Origin of the sequence: Planctomicrobium stercoris (assembly GCF_051465655.1) — a bacterium.
GTDB lineage: Bacteria > Planctomycetota > Planctomycetia > Planctomycetales > Planctomycetaceae > Planctomicrobium.
The window spans coordinates 612,921-634,296 of the sequence record NZ_CP195791.1; the positions used below are offsets into that span (position 1 = coordinate 612,921).

A 21,376-nucleotide genomic window follows, 5' to 3' on the forward strand; every position below is an offset into this window, starting at 1 on the left:
TAGGAGTTAGGGGTGCATCTGTATTCAACCTTAAACCATCAACCTTCAACCATTCGAACCGTTCTCTCAATTCTCTTTCGCGGGTTCGATCGAATCCGCTGCGGGGATCGATTTTCCCTGTGGATCGACTTCCGGGGACTCCAGCTCGGCATCCAGCTGTGACTGCAGTTCCCGGTCCAGGAAGTGTTCCACGCGATGGGCCGATTCGTGAAGTGATTGATCTTCAAGTTGAAAATGTTTGTGCAGATAAGATTCCCACAGCCGATGAGACCGGACGAGCAACGCTGCCTGTTCCATTCCCGTCGATGTGAGATGCAACGTCTCGGCGCCGCTCACCAGCCCGCGAGACTTCAGCCGCCACAGCACCAGTTTCCAGGTGGTGGGCTTGATCCAGTTGGTCTGACGATGAACCTCCGCCGGGGAGGCCCCCCGATGGTCCGAACTCTCTTCATATCGATACAGCGTTGCCAGAACGTCGTCGGTCGCCATTTTGAAAATCAATGAGACTCGCGACAGCCAGCGCCCGAGAACACCGCTTTGCGGAGAAAAGATCAACAGCAGAACGAAAAACATTCCACAGGCGACCGCCATCATTCCCGGCGTTCCAGCATCCTGCACATCCGGAAATCCCAGTCGAGCGAAGATCATGGCCGGGACCGTCTTCGCCATAAGGTGTCCCAGAGCAGCGCTCGCAGCGGCGATCGAACAGCTGAGAAGAATCATCGTTGATAAACGGTGACAGACCAGCTGGGCACACGCTGCCGGGACAATCAGAATCGCCACGACCAGAATACTCCCCACGGACGTAAAGGCAGTGACCACGGTCGCAGCGGTAAAACCCATGAGCAGGTAATGCAGCCACCCAGCATGAATTCCTAGAGACGTCGCCATTTCCGGATCGAAGGCAGCGACCCGCAATTCCTTGAAGAACAGAACGAGCAGCACCGCGTTCAGCAGAAGCAGACCCCCGTTCGTCAGGGCAGCCACAGGAACCTGCGTGCCGAAGACCGGGACAGTCTCCCAGACAGCCAGTTCCAGCTGGCCAAACAGCACACAGTCTGGATCGAGATGAATATCATCCGCCGTCAGTCGGATCAGCAGGAGTCCGAGCGCGAACAGCGATGTGAACACGACTCCCAGAGCTGCGTTGCTTTCTACCCGTCCGAGCTTCTGGACAGCTTCTGTCATCATCGCGGTCAGGACGCCGATCAGGATTGCCCCGCCGATCAACAGAACCGGCTGGAGTCCCGCCAGTCCGTCCGCAGAGACCCATCCGGAGGTGTGCAGCCACTGACCGAAGAGAAACGCGAGCACCACTCCGGGCAATGCGGTATGGCTCAGTGCATCTCCCATCATGCTCTGCTGCCGCAGCACCAGCCAGACTCCGGGGAGAGTGCAGGACATCGCTGCCAGAGCTGCCGTGATCACGATCCACGTATCCCAGGTGTGCCACTCGACAGCAGCGAGCGGAGCAGTGAGGACCAGTGATGGCAGTGGACACGAAATCATTCCGGGATAATAGCAGAACCGCAGCTGACAAAAGGCGTCAGTGTCGAGGAAATGTTCCCTGCACTTTCCCGAAAGTTCTCCGGCATCTAGCATGCACCGATTGCGGGATTGCGGTTGTTTACCCTCCAGAGTTGCTGGATTTGAGGAAGAAGATGTCTAACGAAAAACTGCTGGGACTCCTGTTCGCCATCTGCACAGCCATTTTCTGGGGGCTCTACGGTCCTGCACTGGGAAAGGCTCGCACCCTGGGCGAATCCCCTTTCAAGCCGTACATCTTTATCGGGCTGGCCTACCTGATCTGGGGGATGATCGGCGGAATCGTGGCGGTGAAGGCCTCCGGGGGGAACTTCAATTTCAAACCCGAATCGATCAAATGGGGATTCATCGCGGGAACCCTGGGAGCCTTCGGTGCTCTCACCCTGACTTACGCCATGTTCTCCGCGAAAGATGCCCGGCTGGTGATGCCCGTTGTCTTCGGGGGAGCGACAGCGGTCTCCGCGATTGTCGGGACAATTCTCTCCCGTTCCCATCACGTTCCCCCCGCTCAGATTGCCGGGTTCCTGCTGGTGATTGTCGGCGTGGTGCTGATCCAGATGAACGCTTCACACGGACCAGCCCCCGCCAAGCCGACATCTGACACACCCGCTGCCAGCGAGACTGCTGCGAAGCATTGATTGCATGGGGAGCAGATTCTCGCAGTCGTCTGGGGTGAGACAATTCATGCTGACCGAATCCCGTGGCCAATCACCTGTCTCGGAGCTCACGGACTTTTATCGGGCGAACGGGTACTTCATCCGTGAGCGGGTCTTCACTCCGGATGAAGTTCATCAGCTTTGCCTGGCCATGGAATCACTTCCGGAAGGGGAAGAAGTTCGCCGAAAGCGGAACGTCTACGGAGTCCGGAATCTGCTTGAAATCTGTCCGCAGGTGCGGGCGATCGCGAGTGAAGATCGACTTCTGAGTCTCGCAACTTCTGTCCTTGGTGCTCAGGCATTTGCTGTCCGGGCGATCTTCTTCGACAAAGTTCCGGGTGCGAACTGGTCGTTGTTCTGGCATCAGGACAGCGTGATCTCGGTGAAGGAACGTGTCGAGGTTCCGGGGTTTTCAAGCTGGTCGCAGAAAGTCGGTGTCTGGCAGGTACAACCGCCGTCGGAAGTGCTTGCACAGATGGTGGCGCTTCGCGTGCATCTGGATGATTGCGGGGCTGACAACGGCCCCTTACGGGTTCTTCCCGGTTCGCATCTGTATGGATGGCTGGATGAAAAGCTGGACGAGTGGAAGGCCAGGGTTCCGGAAGTGACGTGCACGGTCGGGAGCGGAGGAATTGTTGGGATGTGTCCGATGACGCTGCACGCCTCGGCAGCGTCCCAGAAGGTCGGCAACCGCCGGGTCATTCATATCGAATATGCTGCGGCAGATCTCCCGGGCGGCTTACAATGGAACAATTCCGTCGGCCGTCACTCTTCAACAACCGCTGAATCACGCACATGATCTGGCTCGAACCCTGGTGGTCCACGGAAGACCAGAGCGCGGCGTTTCATGAAACCTTCCTGCGACAGCTCAAGCTGGAGGTTCCGCCCGGTCATCCACTTTTTGGAGCACCAGTCCGTCTCATCGCCCGCGGGAACGGAGATGACGCCCTGTTTGAATTCCTGGACGGGTCGGGGCGCGTCGCGATCGTGCATCTGACCTGGGCGACTCGTCAGGAGCGACTGCCGTGGCCGGTTACGACGGTCTATCCCCATCTTCAGACGTGGGGCGAGGAAGTCATGATTCCCCAGCATAGAGAGTGGACTGGAAACGCGGGGACCTGAACGCAGTGCGATTGAGTTTCGAAGATCGGAGCCGGAGTTACTCAGTCGGCGGGGTCTGCAGCGACTGCATTGCCAGCTGGATTCCGGACTGCTGCCAGCCTTCCATCAACTTGCCGTTGCTGACCCGTATCCAGGTGATGCCCGTTACGTCCACCTGGCTTCCGCTTCCGGGCAGGTCTGAACTGCCGGTGTAAGTCCCGGTCGCGTGCCAGCGGACAACCACTTGTTCCCCTTCGACGAGCGTGTCTTCGACGCGAATCCACAAATCGGGAAACGCTGCCACAAATGGCTCGTACTGTCTGCGTCGAAATTCTTCCGGACCGCGGACCGGACCGTCGTCGCCGTAACAGACGCTTTCGGCTACCAGCAGTTCGTCGATGGTTTCGACTCGCCGCTGGTTCCAGACTTCTTCGAACCAGCGTTGTACCACGAGGAGAGGGTCTTGGTTCATCCGGAAGGTCATCCGAAAAGTGTGGGAGCGTCGAATCAGTACTTCAATCAAGCCACCGGGCGACATCCTTGGCGTGATAAGTGAGAATCATATCGGCTCCGGCCCGGCGGATACTGGTGAGAATTTCCAAAGCCACTCGCTGTTCATCGATCCAGCCGTTCTTGGCAGCCGCCTTCACCATCGCGTATTCCCCGCTGACGTTATACGCAGCCAGCGGGATTTCGGGATAAGCCTCTTTAACCCGGCGAATGATATCCAGGTAGCTGAGGGCTGGTTTCACCATCAGGATGTCGGCCCCTTCGCCAACATCCAGTTCCACTTCCCGCATCGCTTCATTGCCGTTCGCGGGATCCATCTGGTACGTCGCGCGATCGCCAAACTTCGGAGCACTTTCCGCAGCGTCCCGGAACGGACCATAGAATCCGGAACAGTATTTCGCGGCGTAGCTCATGATCGGAAGGTGTTCGAAGCCGACCGCGTCCAGACCTTCGCGGATCGCTTCGATCATGCCGTCCATCATCCCGCTGGGGGCGACCATATCCGCTCCCGCCTTGGCATGGCTGATCGCCTGTTCCTGCAGCAGTTCGAGTGTGGCGTCGTTAGCGACATCAGTCCGGCCGGTGGAGTCGTTGACCACTCCACAGTGGCCATGATCGGTGAATTCGCAGAAGCAGACATCTGTGATCACGAGCAGTGAGGAATTCACTTCTTTGATCGTTTGAATCGCCTGCTGGACGATTCCTCCGTCCGAGCAGGCGTCCGAGCCTTCCGGATCTTTGCTCTCGGGGATTCCGAAGAGAATGACCCCGGGAATGCCCAGTTGGTCGATCTCCTTGATCTCTTTGGCGAGGAGATCAATGGAGAGCTGGCTGTGCCCGGGCATCGACGTAATAGGAATGTTCTGATTCCGACCGTGCCGGACGAACAGCGGCAGGATCAGGTCGCGCGGGGAGAGTGTCGTCTCGCGGATGAGTTCCCGCAGCTGGGGATGGCGTCGGAGTCGGCGAAGTCGCGTGGAAGGAAACATGAGTAGTCCAGAGTAAAGCGTCGAGTTGCCGGAATGGGTCTTTGAATTGTGAACGTTGAGCGACACACTTCAAGCGTGCTGCTCAACCCGTCTGATTTTACGCTTCTCCGCCGTGAACCTCTTCCTGCCGGTCCGCTTCGTTGCGGCGATACCCCTGCCAGACGACCCCCGGCCGTTCGCGAAATGTCTCTTCCCCGCCATCTGCGTGGACGACCGTTGCCTCGACATTTTCACAGACGTTCTGAAGTTCCAGAACCCGGTCGATTGCCTCGGATTCCGTCTCCGCCAGCACGCCCCAGTCGATGAGGTAGTCGTTCCAGCCCTGCTGACCGGCGAGGCATCCTTCCGAGTCCGGCCATGTGGAATCCAGCGGCTGCCGGACCTGCACCCGGAAAAACCGGATGTGGGCGGATTCTTCATTCTCCTGCCGCAAGTCATTCAGGAAGTCGTCCGAGAGGAGACCAGCCCGCAGGAGTCGACGGGCCACGCGTCTCCGCAAGGGATCGTTCTGAGGCCAGTCCTGAATGGCATCGCAGAGTGCTTCTGACAGCCGCACCAGTCCATGCAGCGACAGATAGTCGACATCCACAAACCGCAGCTTCAAAAACTCTTCGAGCTCCGCGCGTGCTCCGTTGGTGTCACCGAGTCGATCCAGCGCACACAGTCGGATGACATGCAGATGCAGTCGTCCGGGCGGATCGAACCGGAGTTCCTCATCGAGTTCCAAAAGGCATTCTTCGAATCGTCCCAGTCGGAACAGTGCCAGTCCCCGGTAGTAATGCAGCCATGTTCGCTCCTGCTTCGCGAGCACTTCGTAGCGGTCGAGATACGTCAGCAGCATGTCGTATTGGTTGAGCTGCAGGGCGGTCATGGCTGCTTCCCAGGCCACATTCGCATCGGTGGTCCCTTTGCGCAGGCAGATGTCGAGGACAGCCAGCGCATCACGGGGACGTTCGGTTTCCCGGTAGATGTCCGCGAGTTGATGAGCGACAGCCCCTTCCGTGCGGTCCAGTCGAAACGCCCGGGCGAAGCATTGCTCGGCATCCCCGGAGAAACCTTCGTCCAGGAAAAATGACCCGGCCCGGGCATAATTTCGAGGATGATTCGGATTCAGCGACAACGACAGGCGGAACCATTGTTCGAGGTCGGAGTTGGAAATGAGCTCATGGAACGTGTCAGCGTCCGCTGTGCGGAAATAATGTCCGAGCGATGCCACGACGTTGAGCATCACCGCATCTTCGGCAAACTTCCGACGCATCCGGTCCGCCCATTTCCAGATCCGGAGGGCGTCATCTGTTCCGTCCGCGACGTACCGGGAAAGGTGGACGAGATACGCAGCATCACCCGCCTCTTCCACGCTGGCGGGTTCGTGTGAAAGGATCGAATTTAAAATCTTCCGGCGGGCCTGTTCATCCTCCTGAGCTGCCAGAATCTGCTGCATGTAGTCGGCAAGAACGCCGGACAGAGGGGAACCGGAGTCGACGATGTCCGCGTCTCCTTTAACTGATTCAGCTTCCGCGTCGTCCATTGCGTCGGAGTCGATCACGCCTGCGTCAGGTCCGGGATCCAGTTTCGCCAGTAGGGGAATCGGGCAGACTTCATTATTGGGGTCCATCAACCGCTGCCAGCGACGAAGCGTGAAATGATCCTGAGCTTCCTGTGCTTTGGCTTCCAGACCTTTTGCCAGCGCCTCGGCCCGACGGCGGTTTCCAGCGAGCAGATAAGCAGCCACCAGCCGCAAGCGAATTTCGAACCAGTCCTTCAGACAGCGCAGCTCGGTGAGGCGGCGGTCCCATTCCGTCAGAATTTCCGTGGCTTCTTCGAAGTTTCCAGCCAGCACTGCCTGCAGGGCGTCCACCTTGGCCCGCTCCAGCTCCATGCGGGGCCATTCACTGACATCAAAATCGGCCGGAAGCGTCGGTGCCGTCAGCTGATCTTTTTTTTCCAGCAGCAATCGAACTTCATCCAGAGCGGCGCTGACCAAGGTGCTCGATCGCAGCTTGAGATAGACCTTCTCGGAAGAGCAGAGTGCCAGCGCTTTCTCGAGGTCGGCTTCCGCTTTCAGTAATCGCCCTTCCTGAAGATTGATCCAGCCGAGCTTCTGATGTGCAGCCCAGCGGCGGTCTCGCTGTTCATCGTCATCCCGATGATCGAGCAGCATCTGGCACTGGTGACGCACCATGGCGGTGTCGTCCCCCGCGAGGTACACATCGGCAGCGTACTCACGAAAGCACTTGATGCATTCCGTCTTCCCGGTCTGTCGGCAGACCTGAATCCCTTCATTGATGCATTCATGCATTCCCGGCGAGTTGTACCCCGCCATCAGTCCCGTGGCCTCCGCGAGGTTGTCATAGGCACAGCTCGACATCCAGGCGCAGATCCAGTTGTACTGAGGCTCGTCCAGGTCAGGCTGAATCCGGCGGGCCTGCTCTTCATCCTGCAGGAGGACGACCAGTTCGACAGCGGCTTCACGCGTCATCTGCGGATCGAGCAGTCCATGCCCGAATCTCATCATGTCGAACAGACCGTGCATGTAATTGATGACACGGCCTTCCGTCCGAGCCAGCCGTGCCGACTCTTTGGAGACTCGAAGTGCCGAACGAAGTTTGCAGTCGAGATAGAGCTGTTCCGACCGCTCAGCCAGCTGCGCCAGCTGTTGATCGACACTGTCACGATGATCCTGAGGTTCGTCCACAAATACCTTTCCGGGGTTGAACTGTTGCTTACATCGTCCTGAAAAGACCGGTTCGACGCAAGAAAGCCACGCGAGTGTGAATTCCCGCACCCGGAGAATGCGAGCGATGTAGGCTGCACTCTCCGAGTGCAGCAGACCTGCGTGGCTTCAACTTTGTCGCAGCTGGGGGCAATCTGTTAAAAATGGACTCGCGCCGGGAAGAGCCAACAGTGCACATGAGCGTAGATGAAATCGAAAGAAGACGTATTGTGAAACGCTGGCAGTTCTGGATTGATGTGGGGGGGACGTTCACGGATTGTGTGGCGGAAACCCCGCAGGGAGAGCTGATCACCTGGAAGACGCTCAGCTCCGGCGCCGTCCACGGAGTCATCGAGAGTTCGTCCGGGATGACGATTCTCGACCGCCAGCGAGCGGAGGTTCCGCCCGATTTCTGGAAAGGCTGGCGGATCCAATCAGGACATTCTATCGATTCTCCAGCATGGCAGGCGGACGTCGTTGCATCGTCCCCGGACGGACAACTGACGCTCAGTTCGCCATTTCCCGGCTCCGGATCGGGCGAGAAGTATCAGCTGCAGTCTGAGGAATCCGCTCCGCTGGTCTGCGTCAGACGGCTGCTTCAATTGCGGCTCGATGAATCGATTCCGCCGATCGATCTCCGCATGGGAACAACCCGGGGAACGAACGCCCTGCTGGAGCGGAAAGGGGCGAAGACTGCCTTTCTGGTCACAAAAGGTTTTGGTGACATCCTCCTGATCGGAAATCAGGATCGCCCGGAATTGTTTGTGCTCGACATTCACAAACCCGAACCGTTGACCCGGATCGTCGTTGAAGTGGAAGAGCGACTCAATGCGAAAGGCGAAGTGCTGCGGGAGCTGGATGAAGAGAGGACTCGTCAACAGCTGGGAGCGTTGGCGGAGCAGGGAATCAACTCACTCGCAATCTGTCTGCTGCATGCGTATCGCAACCCGGTCCACGAAGTTCGTCTCGAGGAACTCGCCCGGGAAGCAGGCTTTGTCGAAATCAGCCGTTCCAGTCGAGTGGCACCGGTCATCAAGTTGGTCCCCCGGGCGGAAACTACGGTGCTGGACGCTTATCTGAATCCCGTTCTGCGGACCTACGTGCGGGACATTCAATCCCGACTGGGACCGGGCAGCACCTTCAAACTCATGGGATCGCAGGGGGGGCTCATTCACGGAAACGATTTCTCCGGACGAGACAGCATTCTCTCCGGGCCAGCAGGCGGGGTCATTGCCTTCTCCACCATTGCCCGGCAGAACGGCTTTCAGAACTCCATCGGTTTCGACATGGGAGGGACCAGCACGGACGTCTCCCGTTTTGGAGGGAAGCTGGACCTGGAATCGGAAACGGTGAAGGCAGGGATCCGCATTGCCTCTTCGGTCCTCTCCATCGAAACGGTCGCAGCGGGGGGAGGAAGTCTCTGCCAGTACGATGGCGTCCAGCTGCGCGTGGGGCCCGAGAGTGCAGGGGCCGACCCCGGACCGGCGTGTTATGGACGCGGGGGCCCGCTGACGATCACCGATATGAACGTCGCACTCGGGAGGGTTTTGCCGGATCGCTTTCCATTCCCCCTGGACCGTCCCGCCGTCGATCGACAGCTGGATGAACTTCGGGATGCCATCAACTCGTCGGGATCTCCGCGAAACTACAGCCGCGAAGAACTCGCCCAGGGATTTATCGAAATCGCCAATGAAACGATGGCGCGCGCCATCCGGCAGATCTCCATTCGCAAAGGTTATGACCCCGCTGATCATGTCCTTGTCTGTTTTGGCGGAGCTGGGGGACAGCATGCCTGCGCCCTCGCCCGCATGCTGAATATCCGAACGATTCTCCTGCATCCGTATGCGGGGATTCTCAGTGCTTACGGCATGGGGCTGGCCGATGTTCGCCGACGTGGTGAGCGATCTGTTCTGAAACCGTACTCGCCAGCTGCCGTTTCAGAACTCTCGGAAGAGTTCGAGTCACTGGAATCAGAACTGAGGGGGGAAGTTCTGAAAGAGGGGATCCCTCAGGAAAGAATTGCAGCTCCGGTACGGTCCCTGAATCTGCGATACCGCGGAGTGGAGTCCGCAATCCTCATTGAAACTCCGCAAGATGGAGACTATCAGCGGGCGTTCGAAGCTCAGCACCAGCAGCTTTACGGCTATCTGCACACGTCCCGTCCTCTTGAAATCGTGGGGCTCGCGACAGAAGTGATCGGGCGACTCGACCACGCCCAGCCACCGAGACTGAGCACGAATGTCGAATCTCCCACTGAGATCGCCACGACTCCTGCGTGGTTCGATCAGCAGTTCGTTCAGGCGAAAGTCTTTGAATCCGGACAGTTGCGAGGGGGCCAATCGATCGACGGGCCAGCGATTCTCTGTCATTCCGGTTCGACCCTGTGGATCGAGCCGGGCTTTCAGGCCACAGTGAAGGAGACCGGCGAAGTTCTCATTGCGTTGCCCGACGCACCCCAGCAACGCGGTTTCGAATCCGTCGAAGACGTCGCGGATCCAGTGCAGCTGGAGATCTTCAATAACCGCTTTGCCTCGATCGCAGAGCAGATGGGGGTGACGCTGCGAAAGACGTCCATTTCGACGAACGTCAAAGAACGACTCGATTATTCATGTGCTTTGTTTGACGCGAGCGGTGGGCTGGTCGTGAATGCCCCTCATATCCCGGTCCATCTGGGGGCGATGGGAGAAACGATTCGCTGCCTGCTGCGGGACAATCCGGTCATTCATCCCGGAGATGTTTTTCTGACGAACGATCCCTATGCCGGCGGCTCTCATCTTCCTGACCTCACCGTGGTCACGCCGGTTCATGACTCAGTAAGCGGGGAACTTCTGTTTCTGACTGCCAGCCGCGCGCATCATGCGGAAATTGGCGGGATCACCCCGGGAAGCATGCCACCCTTCTCGAGGTTACTCGGGGAAGAAGGAGTGTTGATCACCAACTTCAAACTGCTCGATCGCGGCGTCTCCCGCAGCGATGAACTTCTTCAGCGACTCACCTCGGGCTCATGGCCCAGTCGTAACCCGCAGGACAATCTCGCGGATATCTCGGCTCAGATGGCTGCCAATCAGGTCGGCGTCCGGTTGCTGGAGGAACTGGTCGAACAATGTTCCCGCGAGCGGGTTCAGCGATACATGGGGTTCATTCAGGAAGCTGCCGAATTCAAAATGCAGCGGGCTCTTTCCTCGCTCCCCGAAGGAGTCTACGAACGGACCGATCACCTGGATGACGGCTCTCCGATTGCGGTGCGGATCACAATTCGAGATGGCCGTGCAGAACTGGATTTCACCGGAACTGGTCCGGTTCTGAAGACGAACCTGAATGCGAACCGGGCGATTGTTACCGCTGCTGTGATGTATGTGTTCCGTTGCCTGATCGACGACCCGATCCCACTCAACAGCGGTGTTCTGCGTCCCATCGAGATCAAACTTCCTGAGTGTCTGCTGAATCCTCCGGTATTGGAAGATCGAAGCCAGTGTGCTGCTATGGTGGGAGGGAATGTTGAAACTTCTCAGCGGGTCGTGGACGTTCTGCTGGGGGCCCTCGGACTGGCAGCAGCGAGTCAGGGGACGATGAACAACCTGACGTTTGGTGATGCCACGTTTGGTTATTACGAGACCATCTGCGGCGGAGCGGGTGCGACGGCCGCTGCGCCCGGTGCGGATGCCGTTCACACGCACATGACGAATACGCGACTGACGGATGTGGAAGTGTTTGAAAATCGTTATCCCGCCCGCATCAACCAGTTCGCAGTTCGAGCTTCTTCTGGGGGAGCAGGCCGAAATCCGGGCGGGAACGGGATTCGACGCGAATTTGAATTCGAGCGTCCGTTGAAAGTGTCGTTGCTCACTCAGAGACGCAGGCCCTATCCCCCGTTCGGTCTGCACGGGGGGCAACCCGGCGCGTTGGGGCAGAATCTGCTGATCAAAGCGGGTGCGGAAGATGTCGAGCTGTTGCCGGGTGCTGCTCAACTGGAGGTGCAGCCGGGCGATCGTCTGATCATCGAAACCCCGGGGGGCGGCGGGTACGGTCGGTGAACCGGCGTGTGATGTGCTGAGACTGCTCTACGCCCGGCGGGCTTCGGCGAGAAACTCTTTTGTGATCTCGGTACGGGGAGCGGCGAAGATCTGTTCCGGCGGTCCGGATTCGGCAATGGTCCCTGCGTGCAGGATGTGAACCTGATTGGCAACCGTCCGGGCGAAGCCCATCGCGTGGGTGACGACGATCATTGTCTGTCCCGATTTGGCCAGGTCGGTCATGACGCTGGTCACTTCCGCGGTCATGCGAGGATCGAGTGCGCTAGTCGGTTCATCGAAGAGAATGACTTCGGGCTTCATGGCCAATGCCCGGGCGATGGCCACGCGCTGTTGCTGGCCGCCTGATAAGGAGCTGGGCCAGACATCGCATTTGTCTCCCAGTCCCACCCGTTCCAGCAGTTGTTTCGCCTGCTGTCGGGCCTCTTCTGGCTGTCGTCCCAGGACATGAACGGGAGCTTCCGTCACGTTCTGAATCACCGTCCGGTGGGGGAACAGGTTGAACTGTTGAAAGACCATCCCCACGCGTCGGCGAATGTTCACCAGTGCTGCATCGCGGGTCGGTCCGGGCGTCGGGAGCAGAGAAATCTCATCCACCCGGATCTCGCCGTCATCAAACGTTTCCAGCCCGTTGATGGTGCGGAGCAGCGTGCTCTTCCCGCCGCCGGACGGGCCCAGCAGGACGCAGACTTCTCCCTTGGTGACTGTCAGGGAGACCCCCCGCAGCACTTCGTTCTGGCCAAAACGTTTGACGATGTTGTGAAGAGAGATCATCAGCGGCGATCCGGAGAGAGTTTGCGTTCCAGTCTGGCTGCCAGCACGGACAGGGGATAACTCATGGCGAGGTACAGCAGGCCGGTCAGGATCCCCAGCTCGATGATCGCGCCGGTGCTGCGGGCCTGGATATAGTATTGCTTACTCAACTCCACGACGGTGATCACCGAACAGACCGCTGTGTCCTTGAACAGCGCGATGAAGTCGTTCGTCACGGGGGGAATCACAATGCGGGTGGCCTGTGGGATGATGATTCTTCTCAGGGCCAGCCACCGTCCGAATCCGAGGGCTTCAGCAGCTTCCATCTGCCCGCGTGGAATCGCCTGCAGACCGGCACGATAGATTTCCGCTTCGTACGCGGAGTAGTTCATCGCCAGTCCGCACACCGCGGCCCAGAACGCATTGACCGAAATGCCGATTTCCGGAAGCAGAAAGAAGATGACATAAAGCTGCAGGACCAGCGGGGTGCCACGGACCAGTTCCACGTACAGCGTGGCGGGCTTGGCGAGATACCATGGACCGTACCGACGCATCACGGCCATCAGCAGGCCGATCATGATGGCCAGCGGCATGGCGGTGACGGAAAGGAGCAGGGTCATCCCCGCGGACTGGACCAGCAACCAGCCTCGTTGCTTCACCACTTCCCAGCCACGCACAGGAATGTAAGTCTCGTCGTTTGGTCCATCGGCAGCATCGGAATTCTGGCTGGCGCTGATATCTCCGACGAACTCCCCTGCGGGGTTCAGCTCGAGGGCCCGCATCATCTGCGTTTCGTTCCAAAGTCCGTACTTCGCGAGAATCTTCCGGAGTCTTCCGTCCTGCAAAGCCTGAAACAATGCCTTGTTCACAGCGGCCAGCAACTCAGGTTCGTTCTTGCGAACCATCGAGACGTAATAACCCCGGCCGACGGGATTCCCGATCGCGGTCAAACGCGGGAATCCATCCTTGTAAAACACCCAGATGGGGAGGTCCTGCAAGTTCGCATCCACTCCGTCGGCGTTGAGCTCGACAGCCCGCATGGCGTCGGACGTTCCATCAAACCGGGCGATCTCGACTTTATCCCCAAATCGCTGCACCATGTAGTCATTGGCAGCGGACCCACCGAGGACGGAAACCCGCTTTTTCTTGCCATCCGGCGGATTGGCAAGATCGTCCCAGGAGCGGAGGGTCTGGTCGTCCTTCCGCGCCAGCAGCTGCAGTTCGTAGATGTAATAAGGGAGCGAAACCCCGTAGCGTTCGGCCCGAATGGGAGACCATTCATAGCCGTTGAGCACGATATCGATGTCACCCCGGTCGAGCAGGTCCGGCAGCTTTTCCCACTGGCCCTGTTGAAACTTCGCTTTGACCCCCAGCGACTCGGCGATCATCTCAGCGAGTTCGACTTCGAAACCTTCAAGCTTGTTGGGGTCATTGGGAGCGGGATAGACGAACGGCCCGCCCCCTTCCTGGTCGGCTCCCCAGATCAATGTTCCGCGCTGGAGAACACGCTGCAGCCCTTCACCGGCATGAGCTGAAAAGCGGGCAGGAACGAGAACGCACCAGACCAGCAGGCACAGGCGCGCGACGGGCGAATTCCAGATCAGTGAACGTCGTGACAATGCCGATCTCCCGGATTCAATGGTCGCCAGAGTATGGCAGGTGAGCGGAATTTTGTCGCGAGAAAATCGGCAGGAGTTTTTTCTGACAGGGCGAATTTTCGCACGTGCCCCACCTGAAGTCACAGCCTCGATGCGCCTCCTGGACGGGAGGTCATTGTTGAGCCTGAACTGATTGAAAGTTGCGGGTTCCGTCAGATCAGGACTGGTACCCCTGTTCGCAGTGGCGTACATTGATGTGTTCCAGTCCTCTTCCGACATCATGTCGGCTTTCAATCAGATCCCAGCGACCGGAGACTTCATGATGCTCAAGTCTTGCTTTGGTGTGTGGCTGATGATGACCGTTTGTGTTCCCGTTCTGGCAGCGGAGAAAGTGGTCGAGAAAGGGAATGAGAAAGTCAGTCGAGGGAAGTATCTGGTGCATCATGTCGCCATGTGCATCTACTGTCACACTCCCAAAGATCAGTCGGGAAATCTCGACCAGCACGAACTGCTCGCGGGAGCGACGATGCCGGTCGGGTCCCCCTATCCCAATCAGACCTGGGGATTCCGCGCTCCCAATCTGAGGTCGCTTCCCGCCCGCTGGGGCGAAGAGGAATTCGCAGAGTTTCTGCAGACCGGAAAGACTCCGAACGGGTATACACCGCGCCTGCCGATGCCGCCATTCCGGATGACTCCGGACGACGCTGCAGCTGTCGCTGCGTACCTGAACTCCCTCGAATCGGAAGAATAGCCCCTTTATCGCCGCCGGAACGCCTCACTTTCGTGAGATTCTCTCAAGTCGAACCCACGACAGGTCTGAACGGGTGTTCCTGCTTCGATTCCGTTAAGCCACGCGCTGGCGGCTGATTGAAGCGTCGGGCAGCGAGACCATGGAGTGAATCGTTCCGGTCACCGGAGATGCTGTGAATGTGCCGTCGTGCTCAGAGAGTCGGACCGGGACAGTCGATGCCGGAAAGAGCATCGTGGACATGATCCGCGAGTTGATCTCGGCATTGGGCTGAACCGTCATCTTGAACCGGTTCAGCATCATGGGGAGCGAGATTTTCAGCTGCATCATCCCCAGCGCAGCTCCCACGCACATGCGGGGACCGGCTCCGAACGGCAGGTAGGCATAAGGCGAAGGGTTGATCGTGGACCAGCGTTCCGGGATGAACTTGTCCGGCTGTGGATACAGGTCCGGCAGGTGATGCGTGATGAACTGGCTGAAGATCACCGACGCCCCGCGCTGGAGCTGGAACGGTCCGAGTTCCACCGGTTCAGCGGTCACTCGCTGGGAGTACGAACTTGCGGGCATGATCCGCATGCTCTCTTTCAGGACCTGATCCAGATAGGGAAGGCGTTCGAGATCTTCCGCTCCGGGGGGATTGCCGTCGAGAGTTTCGGTCAGTTCCCGGTGCAGCTTCTCCATAATTTCCGGATGCTGGGCGAGCAGGAAAAGTGTCCACGTCAGCGTGTGTGCGGATGTCAGGTGGGCCGCGCCGAAGAGCAGCACGATGTGGCCGATCAGCTCTTCGTCGGTCACCCCTTCTCCCTGTTCGTGAGCACGCATCAACAGAGAGAGAACATCGAACCCCAGCTTGCCGCTGCGGCGAATCTGAATCATCTCTTTGACCGACTCTTCCAGTTCTTCAGCGGCGGTCAGCAGTTCCTGATAAAGCTCCGAGGTGTTTTCATCCGAGGAAAATGCGGAAGGCCCCACCAGATGGTTCAGGGCGACCCAGCGTTCGGTCTGTTCACCAACGCGATAGGCCAGTTCAGGGATATCAATCCCGAATAGAATGCTGCTGGTCAGCTGCAGCATGTAGTGAGTCATGTCGCTGGCGAGATCGCGAACCTGTCCCGCCTTCCAGTCGAGAGTGGCGTTGCGGGCCAGACCGACGACCGTGTCGTGGTAGGCGGAGATGGCCCGTTTCTGAAACGGACCCATCACAATCCGGCGGTGCTGTTTGTGGGTCTCGCCGTTCATGGTCAGCAGGCCGCTGGTCACGCGACGATGTGCCGACTTGCGAGGTCCACGGATGGCGAAGAATTGGGAATGAAAGCGGTTCGAATCCGAAAGGACCTGCTTGGTGTAATGCGGTCCGAAGACAAAGTGAACCCGCTGGTTGCCTTCCTGAAGTGCCGAGACTTCCCCGTGGGTTTCCCAAAGCCGACGCATACAGACTGCAGGATCATCTGCGAAGTCGGCGATGCGTCCGTGGGTAATGGGCAGGGAATCTTCCATCGTGGAAATGGATAAATTAGTCATCGCAAGGCATCCGTGCCCCTTAGGATGTCTGGGCAATATGCGACTCGGTGGATTGTCGCACTCGCAAAGACACGCGCCAAGGGCTCCTGTTCCCGTGGGTCACATTTCAGCACTGGAAAAATCCCAGTCCGAAAATCTGTCAAGACGTTGGAAGAATAGAGTTTTCAACCAAACGTAAAAAGAGAAGTTTCCGAAATCGCCCCTGATTTCCCCAGCAGACGGGCTTTCCCGGAATTCGTCGGCGGTCCAGAAAATGGATCAGCGTGAGTCCATCGCGATTCGAATTTCGCGGAACACGACGTTCCCGCGCACATGGATCGCAGCCAGGTGCACGAGCGCCTGATGTGCGATCTCGTGCAGGTGCAAAAGCCAAATCAATTGGACTCAAGAGCGGTCAGCTGAGTGCTGTGATCGGTTACCGGCCGATTCACGACCGGTTGCAAACGCCCCGGAACGACTGGTCCCCCGTGGATCGGAATTTTCAATTCCCGAGCCTCTTTCTCAGCTCCCTGCATCGTCAGTGATGCGTCCAGATGAGCTTCGCCGGGATCCCGAGCGGTCGCCTGCAGCAAGGCCCGTCGACTCTGTCCGGGCTGCAGCGCTCCGACCTGATGTTTGACGAATTCTCCGTACCGATGTTCGAACTGGCCGGAAAGTCGAACGAACAGCTGGACGTCTTCAGCGACTGCGGTTCCGACGTTTTTCACCTCGAAGATCATCGAGAGGATCTCCCCCTGCTTGAGCGGTTTGACTTCGGTATAGGTCAATTTCAACTCAGGCGCACCGGGAGCGGCCGGCTTGGGCTGCTCTTTGGGGGGCAGCTGCTCGACTCGCGGATGGACATCCACAACCGCGCTGACGCGAGAGGTGGGAACGACGCTCGTCGTGGTTGCAATCTCTCCTTCAGACTCAGGTGTGACTGTGATCAGGAACGTGCGGCTGCCGTCCGGAGGCAGAAGATCGACGTTCCAGACCAGCTCGTCACCAGCGATTCCTGCTTCCGGGACCACATCGGTGACTCGCACCAGCGAAGAGATCTTCTCGCGGATCGACAGGTTTTCAATCGCACTTCCAGAACGGTTGCGAACAACAATTTCGTAGGTCACAGGTTCATGAGCAGAACCGTGCAGATCGGTTGTTTTCAGAACCTGGATTCCCAGCCCGCGAGCTCCCGGATACGAACGCGTATCCGGAAATTCCGAAGCCAGCAGCCGGGGCCAGGTGGATGGATTTCCCGCAGCCCGGATCAGGTAAGATGCGAATGCGGGCAAAACACCATCGCGACTCTGAGCCCGTCGCCACAGGTCGTTGATCTGAGAGAGAGAGCCCAGACCCGGTTTTGGAGCTGTCGAACTCGTCACGCTGATCAGATTCTCATCGAAGACAAACGGAAAATCTGTCAGCTGGAGCCGGGCCATCAGGTCTGGACGCCCCTGGACCTGCGGAACGGCGATTGTCGGGACAGGCTCGATCCGCGGTTGCGGGATCTCGACGGGAGTGGCAGCCGCGTGTAACTCGGGTTCATGCACAAAGAACAGGGAAATGGCCAGCATCACTCCCAGAAGACCAGCGACAGAACCCGTCACCCAGATCGGAACATGCCCGATCGCGCGGCGAAAATTCCTTGCCGCTCGCAGGTTGGTTCGTTTCCATTCGATGAGAAAGGCTGCCAGTTCCGGAAACAGATGTCGCGGACGTGGGATTCGTGGAGGCTTGGACACGATACTTTCACACCTTGGCAATAACGGCTGAATGGCTGCAGGAGTTCCTGATCCACGGTGCTTGATTCATGGATCCTAAACGGAAATTTCCGGAAGTGTGCGATCAAGTAGCAAAATCTGCCGATTTCGAAAAGATCGATTTGGAGCCGGAGGAGGTGTGGATGATTTGGCAAGAATGGCGAAAAGAGGAGTTTCGGGGTCTGATTCGGCCTCCGAATGCTCCTCGAGCGGAGAGAAATCCCACTACAACGAGTGGGGGCTCGCCGGGAGCGACAGATCATCCCGTTTCGCCAGTCGTTCTTCGAGTTCCCGGATCAGCTGCGGACCGAGGACATGTTCAATGCGGTCTGCATCGTAGTCGGCGTGGCTGGGGGCGATGTCCGCGTAGGTGATCAGATAAATTTCCCACAGTCGGTGATTGCGGACAGCTCGACGGGCGAGAGCGGCTCCGTTGGGGGTCAGGCTGAGTGTGCGATCGGTATTGATCTCGATGTTTTCGTCCACGATCGCCTGACGGATGAGCTGCGAGAGTCTTCGGGGACTCCAGGATCGCATCTCCTGAAGTTGGGCCCGGGTGAGACGAGCCTTCAGCAATCGCTGTTCGGAAATATCGTCGTCCGGCTCCAGGGATTCGATTTTCTCGTAAGCAGCTCGCAGCAGGTCATGGCTTCCGATCCGCTTTTGAAGACGCTGCTGTTCCAGCCAGCGCCAGAAGAGTCCGCGTTTGGTTCCCATCAGCAGGCTGAAGAGAAACAGACAGCTACCGCTGAGAACGATCACCGCTCCCGCTGCCAGCCGCGGAGCCATGGCGCTCACGAGTGTTCCCATCGCAGCGGAGATCCCCCCGAGCGCCGCAGCGATCCATGTCAGACGGTGTACTTCATTCGTCCAGAACCGTGCTGAGGCTGCCGGAATGATGAGGATCGCGACTACCAGAATCAGCCCCACGGTCTGCATGCCGACAATCGTCACCCCAGCCACCAGTCCCACCAGAAGGGCGTCCAGCCACATGACCGGCCATCCGCTGGCGCTGGCGTAACCGTCGTCGAAGCAGAGCAGCGTCAGTTCCTTGAAAAGAGCCAGTGTCAGAGCGGTGATGGCCAGTGAAGACAGTGCGAAGACCCAGACGTCGGATGCCAGCAGGGAGGCGGTCTTGCCGTTCAGATAGAACTGCAGTCCAGCGGCGCTGGAGGTGGGCATACGCTGAATGACGGTGAGAAGGGCAGTCCCCAGTCCGTAAAAGAGGCTGAGCACAATCGCCAGTGCAGCGTCGGCCCGAATGGGGGAATTCCGTTCGATCAGCATGACGCACAGCGCGCCGCACAGTCCCGCCAGAAAAGCGCCGGACATCAGCAGCGGAAGATTCTTGCCAGACCCGGGCGCCATCACCTGCGAGACGATAAATGCGATCGCGATTCCCGGGAGCGCGGAATGCCCGATCACATCTCCAATGAGCGACCGTTTCCGCAGGAGCATGAACACCCCCACGATTCCTCCGCTCATGCCCAGAAAGGTCGTCCCCAGTAGAACGACTCGCGTGTTGTAGTCCTGAAGCAGAAACACCCGATAAGAAGAAGATGGACCCGCCGCTCTTTCCGCAGCGTCGACTGCCGTCGCTCCGCAGATTACCAGTGCACAGGCCAGACAAAGTTGCCGGAGGTGACGTAACGAGCGGTTCATGGAGTGCACGGTCCTCAGCTCCCTGCGATCCGTGCACCGACCTGATCCAGCAGCGACAGCTTCCCGCCGTAGGTGCGTTTCAGGTTCTCTGCGGTGAAGACGGTGTCGGTCGGGCCCGCTGCCACCATGCGCATGTTCAGCATCAGCACTTCATCAAAATATTCCGTCACCGTCTGCAGGTCATGGTGCACGACCAGAGCCGTCTTGCCTTGAGAACGCAGATCCCGCAGCAAGGAGACGATCGTTCTTTCGGTTGTTGCATCGACCCCGGCAAACGGTTCATCCATCAGGTACAGGTCGGCGTTCTGAGCCAGGGCACGGGCCAGAAAGACCCGCTGCTGTTGACCGCCGGAGAGCTGGCGGATCTGTCGATGGGCGTAGTCCGCCATGCCGACTCGCTCTAACGCATGCAGGGCCTGCTCACGATACTTGCGAGTCACCCAGCGACACCACCCGATCTGCCGGTACAGTCCCATGGCAGCGACATCCAGAGCGTTGACAGGAAAATCCCAGTCGACGCTGGTTCGCTGAGGAACGTAGGCGACCTTGTCCCGCATCTTTCGATAGGGGCGTCCAAAGAACCTGGCGGTGCCGGAGACTTTGGGGACCAGATCGAGCGAAGCTTTGATTAATGTGCTTTTGCCGGCCCCGTTGGGCCCGATGATCGCCACCAGTTTTCCGGCGGGAGCGGTATAATCGATGTCCCAGACGACGGGACGCCGCTGGTAGGCCACCGTCATGTCTTTGATGGACAGCGGGGATTGGAGACTGCGGTCGGACGATTCAGGCTTTCCAGCCGGCACGGATGTCGACATAGCGTCTCGATCGTATTCTCTCCCGCGGGAAGAATGTAGCCTGTGCTCCACTTTCGCACAGAGAATTCAGCAACTCACGTGAGCGAGGGAAAAACGCGGAGTAAACTGGCGAAATCCCCGACGAATCAAAAAAGAGATGAAAACGCGGAAATCGCCGAGGACGCAGAGAAGACAGGAGATTTCTCTTGAATTTCTCAGCGAACTCCGCGAACTCTGCGTTTCAAATCTTTAAACTCTCAGGGATTGCCTGAGTCCACACTTTCCAGCGGCAGTGATTTTATGTTTGGGACCGTGAATGAAACTCCGTATGACCTGCAGTTTCAGCTGGGAGGGATTCCGGTCCGGATCTCCGTCTGGTTCTGGGTGATGGGATCCATTCTGGGGTACAGTGCCCTTCGAGCGGGGGTCCCGTATCTGCTGGCATGGCTGCTGGTGCTGCTGGTCTCAATTCTGGTGCATGAAATGGGGCATGCATTGACGGCCCGCTGGTTCGGGCATCAACCGAGCATTCTGCTGTACCAGTTTGGCGGCCTGGCGTTCTACCACCCGTTTCGAAACCACACGCGGGGCAAGTCGATCCTGATCTCGCTCGCAGGACCGGGGGCAGGATTCGTGCTTTGGGGACTGGTGCTGCTGTTTGTCAGATTTGTGCTACCCCACATTTACCACCACATTCCTGAGAACTTTCAGAGTCTGCTGGGTTTTGTCTTGATGCAGCTGCTGTACATCAATCTCTACTGGGGGTTGGTCAACCTGCTCCCCGTGCTTCCATTGGATGGGGGGAGAGTCTGCCAGGAGATCTGCACAGCGATCTCACCCTTCAAAGGGTATCTGTACGCAGCGTGGGTCGGTCTGATCGTCGGAGGACTGGCCGCTCTCTGGTTCTTTTCCCGGGACGAAACCTACCCGGGGTTTCTCTTTGCGATGCTGGCGGCGAGCAATTACTCGATGATCCAGCAGTTGAATTCGCAGTACCGGGGATAGACTCCGTTTAG

General features: G+C 58.4%; 16 protein-coding genes. 6 read left to right on the top strand and 10 right to left on the bottom strand.

Annotated features, from left to right (window positions below; genetic code table 11):
* Positions 1 to 66: 66 nt before the first annotated feature.
* Positions 67 to 1,509, bottom strand: a complete 1,443-nt coding sequence (locus SH661x_RS02500; RefSeq protein WP_437227680.1) for a metal ABC transporter permease — start codon at positions 1,507 to 1,509, stop codon at positions 67 to 69.
* Positions 1,510 to 1,661: 152 nt separating this feature from the next.
* Here SH661x_RS02500 and SH661x_RS02505 point away from each other — a divergent pair, with 152 nt between their 5' ends.
* Genes SH661x_RS02505 through SH661x_RS02515 form a run of 3 tightly spaced genes read left to right on the top strand, consistent with a single transcriptional unit; the run spans position 1,662 to position 3,323 of the window.
* On the top strand, positions 1,662 to 2,183 hold the full coding sequence (locus SH661x_RS02505; protein WP_437227682.1) for a hypothetical protein: 522 nt from the start codon (positions 1,662 to 1,664) through the stop codon (positions 2,181 to 2,183).
* A 46-nt stretch (positions 2,184 to 2,229) separates the two neighbouring features.
* Positions 2,230 to 3,000: a phytanoyl-CoA dioxygenase family protein gene (locus SH661x_RS02510; protein ID WP_437227684.1), complete on the top strand. Its 771-nt coding sequence runs from the start codon at positions 2,230 to 2,232 to the stop codon at positions 2,998 to 3,000.
* A complete protein-coding gene (locus tag SH661x_RS02515; protein WP_437227686.1) occupies positions 2,997 to 3,323 on the top strand; it encodes a hypothetical protein in 327 nt (108 codons plus the stop codon). The genes SH661x_RS02510 and SH661x_RS02515 overlap by 4 nt, the downstream gene beginning before the upstream one ends.
* A gap of 37 nt (positions 3,324 to 3,360) precedes the next feature.
* Here the strand turns inward: SH661x_RS02515 and SH661x_RS02520 are convergent, their stop codons facing one another.
* The 3 genes from SH661x_RS02520 to SH661x_RS02530 form a co-directional block, all read right to left on the bottom strand.
* Positions 3,361 to 3,774, bottom strand: coding sequence for an ester cyclase (locus tag SH661x_RS02520; RefSeq protein WP_437227688.1), 414 nt, complete (start codon positions 3,772 to 3,774; stop codon positions 3,361 to 3,363).
* 43 nt (positions 3,775 to 3,817) lie between these two features.
* A complete protein-coding gene (gene hemB / locus SH661x_RS02525) occupies positions 3,818 to 4,801 on the bottom strand; it encodes a porphobilinogen synthase (protein WP_437227690.1) in 984 nt (327 codons plus the stop codon).
* A gap of 97 nt (positions 4,802 to 4,898) precedes the next feature.
* The gene (locus SH661x_RS02530) at positions 4,899 to 7,496 is read right to left on the bottom strand and encodes a tetratricopeptide repeat protein (RefSeq protein WP_437227692.1); all 2,598 of its coding nucleotides are present in this window, start codon (positions 7,494 to 7,496) and stop codon (positions 4,899 to 4,901) included.
* Positions 7,497 to 7,711: 215 nt separating this feature from the next.
* Between SH661x_RS02530 and SH661x_RS02535 the strand changes: the two genes are divergently transcribed.
* Complete coding sequence (locus SH661x_RS02535) at positions 7,712 to 11,548, top strand: hydantoinase B/oxoprolinase family protein (RefSeq protein ID WP_437227694.1); 3,837 nt, start codon at positions 7,712 to 7,714, stop codon at positions 11,546 to 11,548.
* 27 nt (positions 11,549 to 11,575) lie between these two features.
* On the opposite strand, the gene SH661x_RS02540 is transcribed toward SH661x_RS02535, so the two are convergent.
* Positions 11,576 to 12,319, bottom strand: a complete 744-nt coding sequence (locus SH661x_RS02540) for an amino acid ABC transporter ATP-binding protein (RefSeq protein ID WP_437227696.1) — start codon at positions 12,317 to 12,319, stop codon at positions 11,576 to 11,578.
* On the bottom strand, positions 12,319 to 13,917 hold the full coding sequence (locus SH661x_RS02545) for an ABC transporter permease subunit (protein WP_437227698.1): 1,599 nt from the start codon (positions 13,915 to 13,917) through the stop codon (positions 12,319 to 12,321). The genes SH661x_RS02540 and SH661x_RS02545 overlap by 1 nt, the downstream gene beginning before the upstream one ends.
* 298 nt (positions 13,918 to 14,215) lie before the next feature.
* Here SH661x_RS02545 and SH661x_RS02550 point away from each other — a divergent pair, with 298 nt between their 5' ends.
* Entirely contained in the window at positions 14,216 to 14,647 is a 432-nt protein-coding gene (locus SH661x_RS02550; RefSeq protein WP_437227700.1) for a c-type cytochrome, read from the top strand.
* Positions 14,648 to 14,740: 93 nt separating this feature from the next.
* Here the strand turns inward: SH661x_RS02550 and SH661x_RS02555 are convergent, their stop codons facing one another.
* The 4 genes from SH661x_RS02555 to SH661x_RS02570 form a co-directional block, all read right to left on the bottom strand.
* Positions 14,741 to 16,165 carry a cytochrome P450 gene (locus SH661x_RS02555; protein ID WP_437227702.1) on the bottom strand — a complete coding sequence of 475 codons (1,425 nt, stop codon included), beginning with the start codon at positions 16,163 to 16,165 and terminating at the stop codon, positions 14,741 to 14,743.
* 374 nt (positions 16,166 to 16,539) lie between these two features.
* Positions 16,540 to 17,886, bottom strand: coding sequence for a hypothetical protein (locus tag SH661x_RS02560; protein WP_437227704.1), 1,347 nt, complete (start codon positions 17,884 to 17,886; stop codon positions 16,540 to 16,542).
* A gap of 243 nt (positions 17,887 to 18,129) precedes the next feature.
* Positions 18,130 to 19,566, bottom strand: coding sequence for a metal ABC transporter permease (locus SH661x_RS02565; protein WP_437227706.1), 1,437 nt, complete (start codon positions 19,564 to 19,566; stop codon positions 18,130 to 18,132).
* 14 nt (positions 19,567 to 19,580) lie between these two features.
* On the bottom strand, positions 19,581 to 20,381 hold the full coding sequence (locus tag SH661x_RS02570) for a metal ABC transporter ATP-binding protein (RefSeq protein WP_437227708.1): 801 nt from the start codon (positions 20,379 to 20,381) through the stop codon (positions 19,581 to 19,583).
* A 279-nt stretch (positions 20,382 to 20,660) separates the two neighbouring features.
* Here SH661x_RS02570 and SH661x_RS02575 point away from each other — a divergent pair, with 279 nt between their 5' ends.
* The gene (locus SH661x_RS02575) at positions 20,661 to 21,365 is read left to right on the top strand and encodes a site-2 protease family protein (RefSeq protein WP_437227710.1); all 705 of its coding nucleotides are present in this window, start codon (positions 20,661 to 20,663) and stop codon (positions 21,363 to 21,365) included.
* Positions 21,366 to 21,376 lie beyond the last annotated feature (11 nt).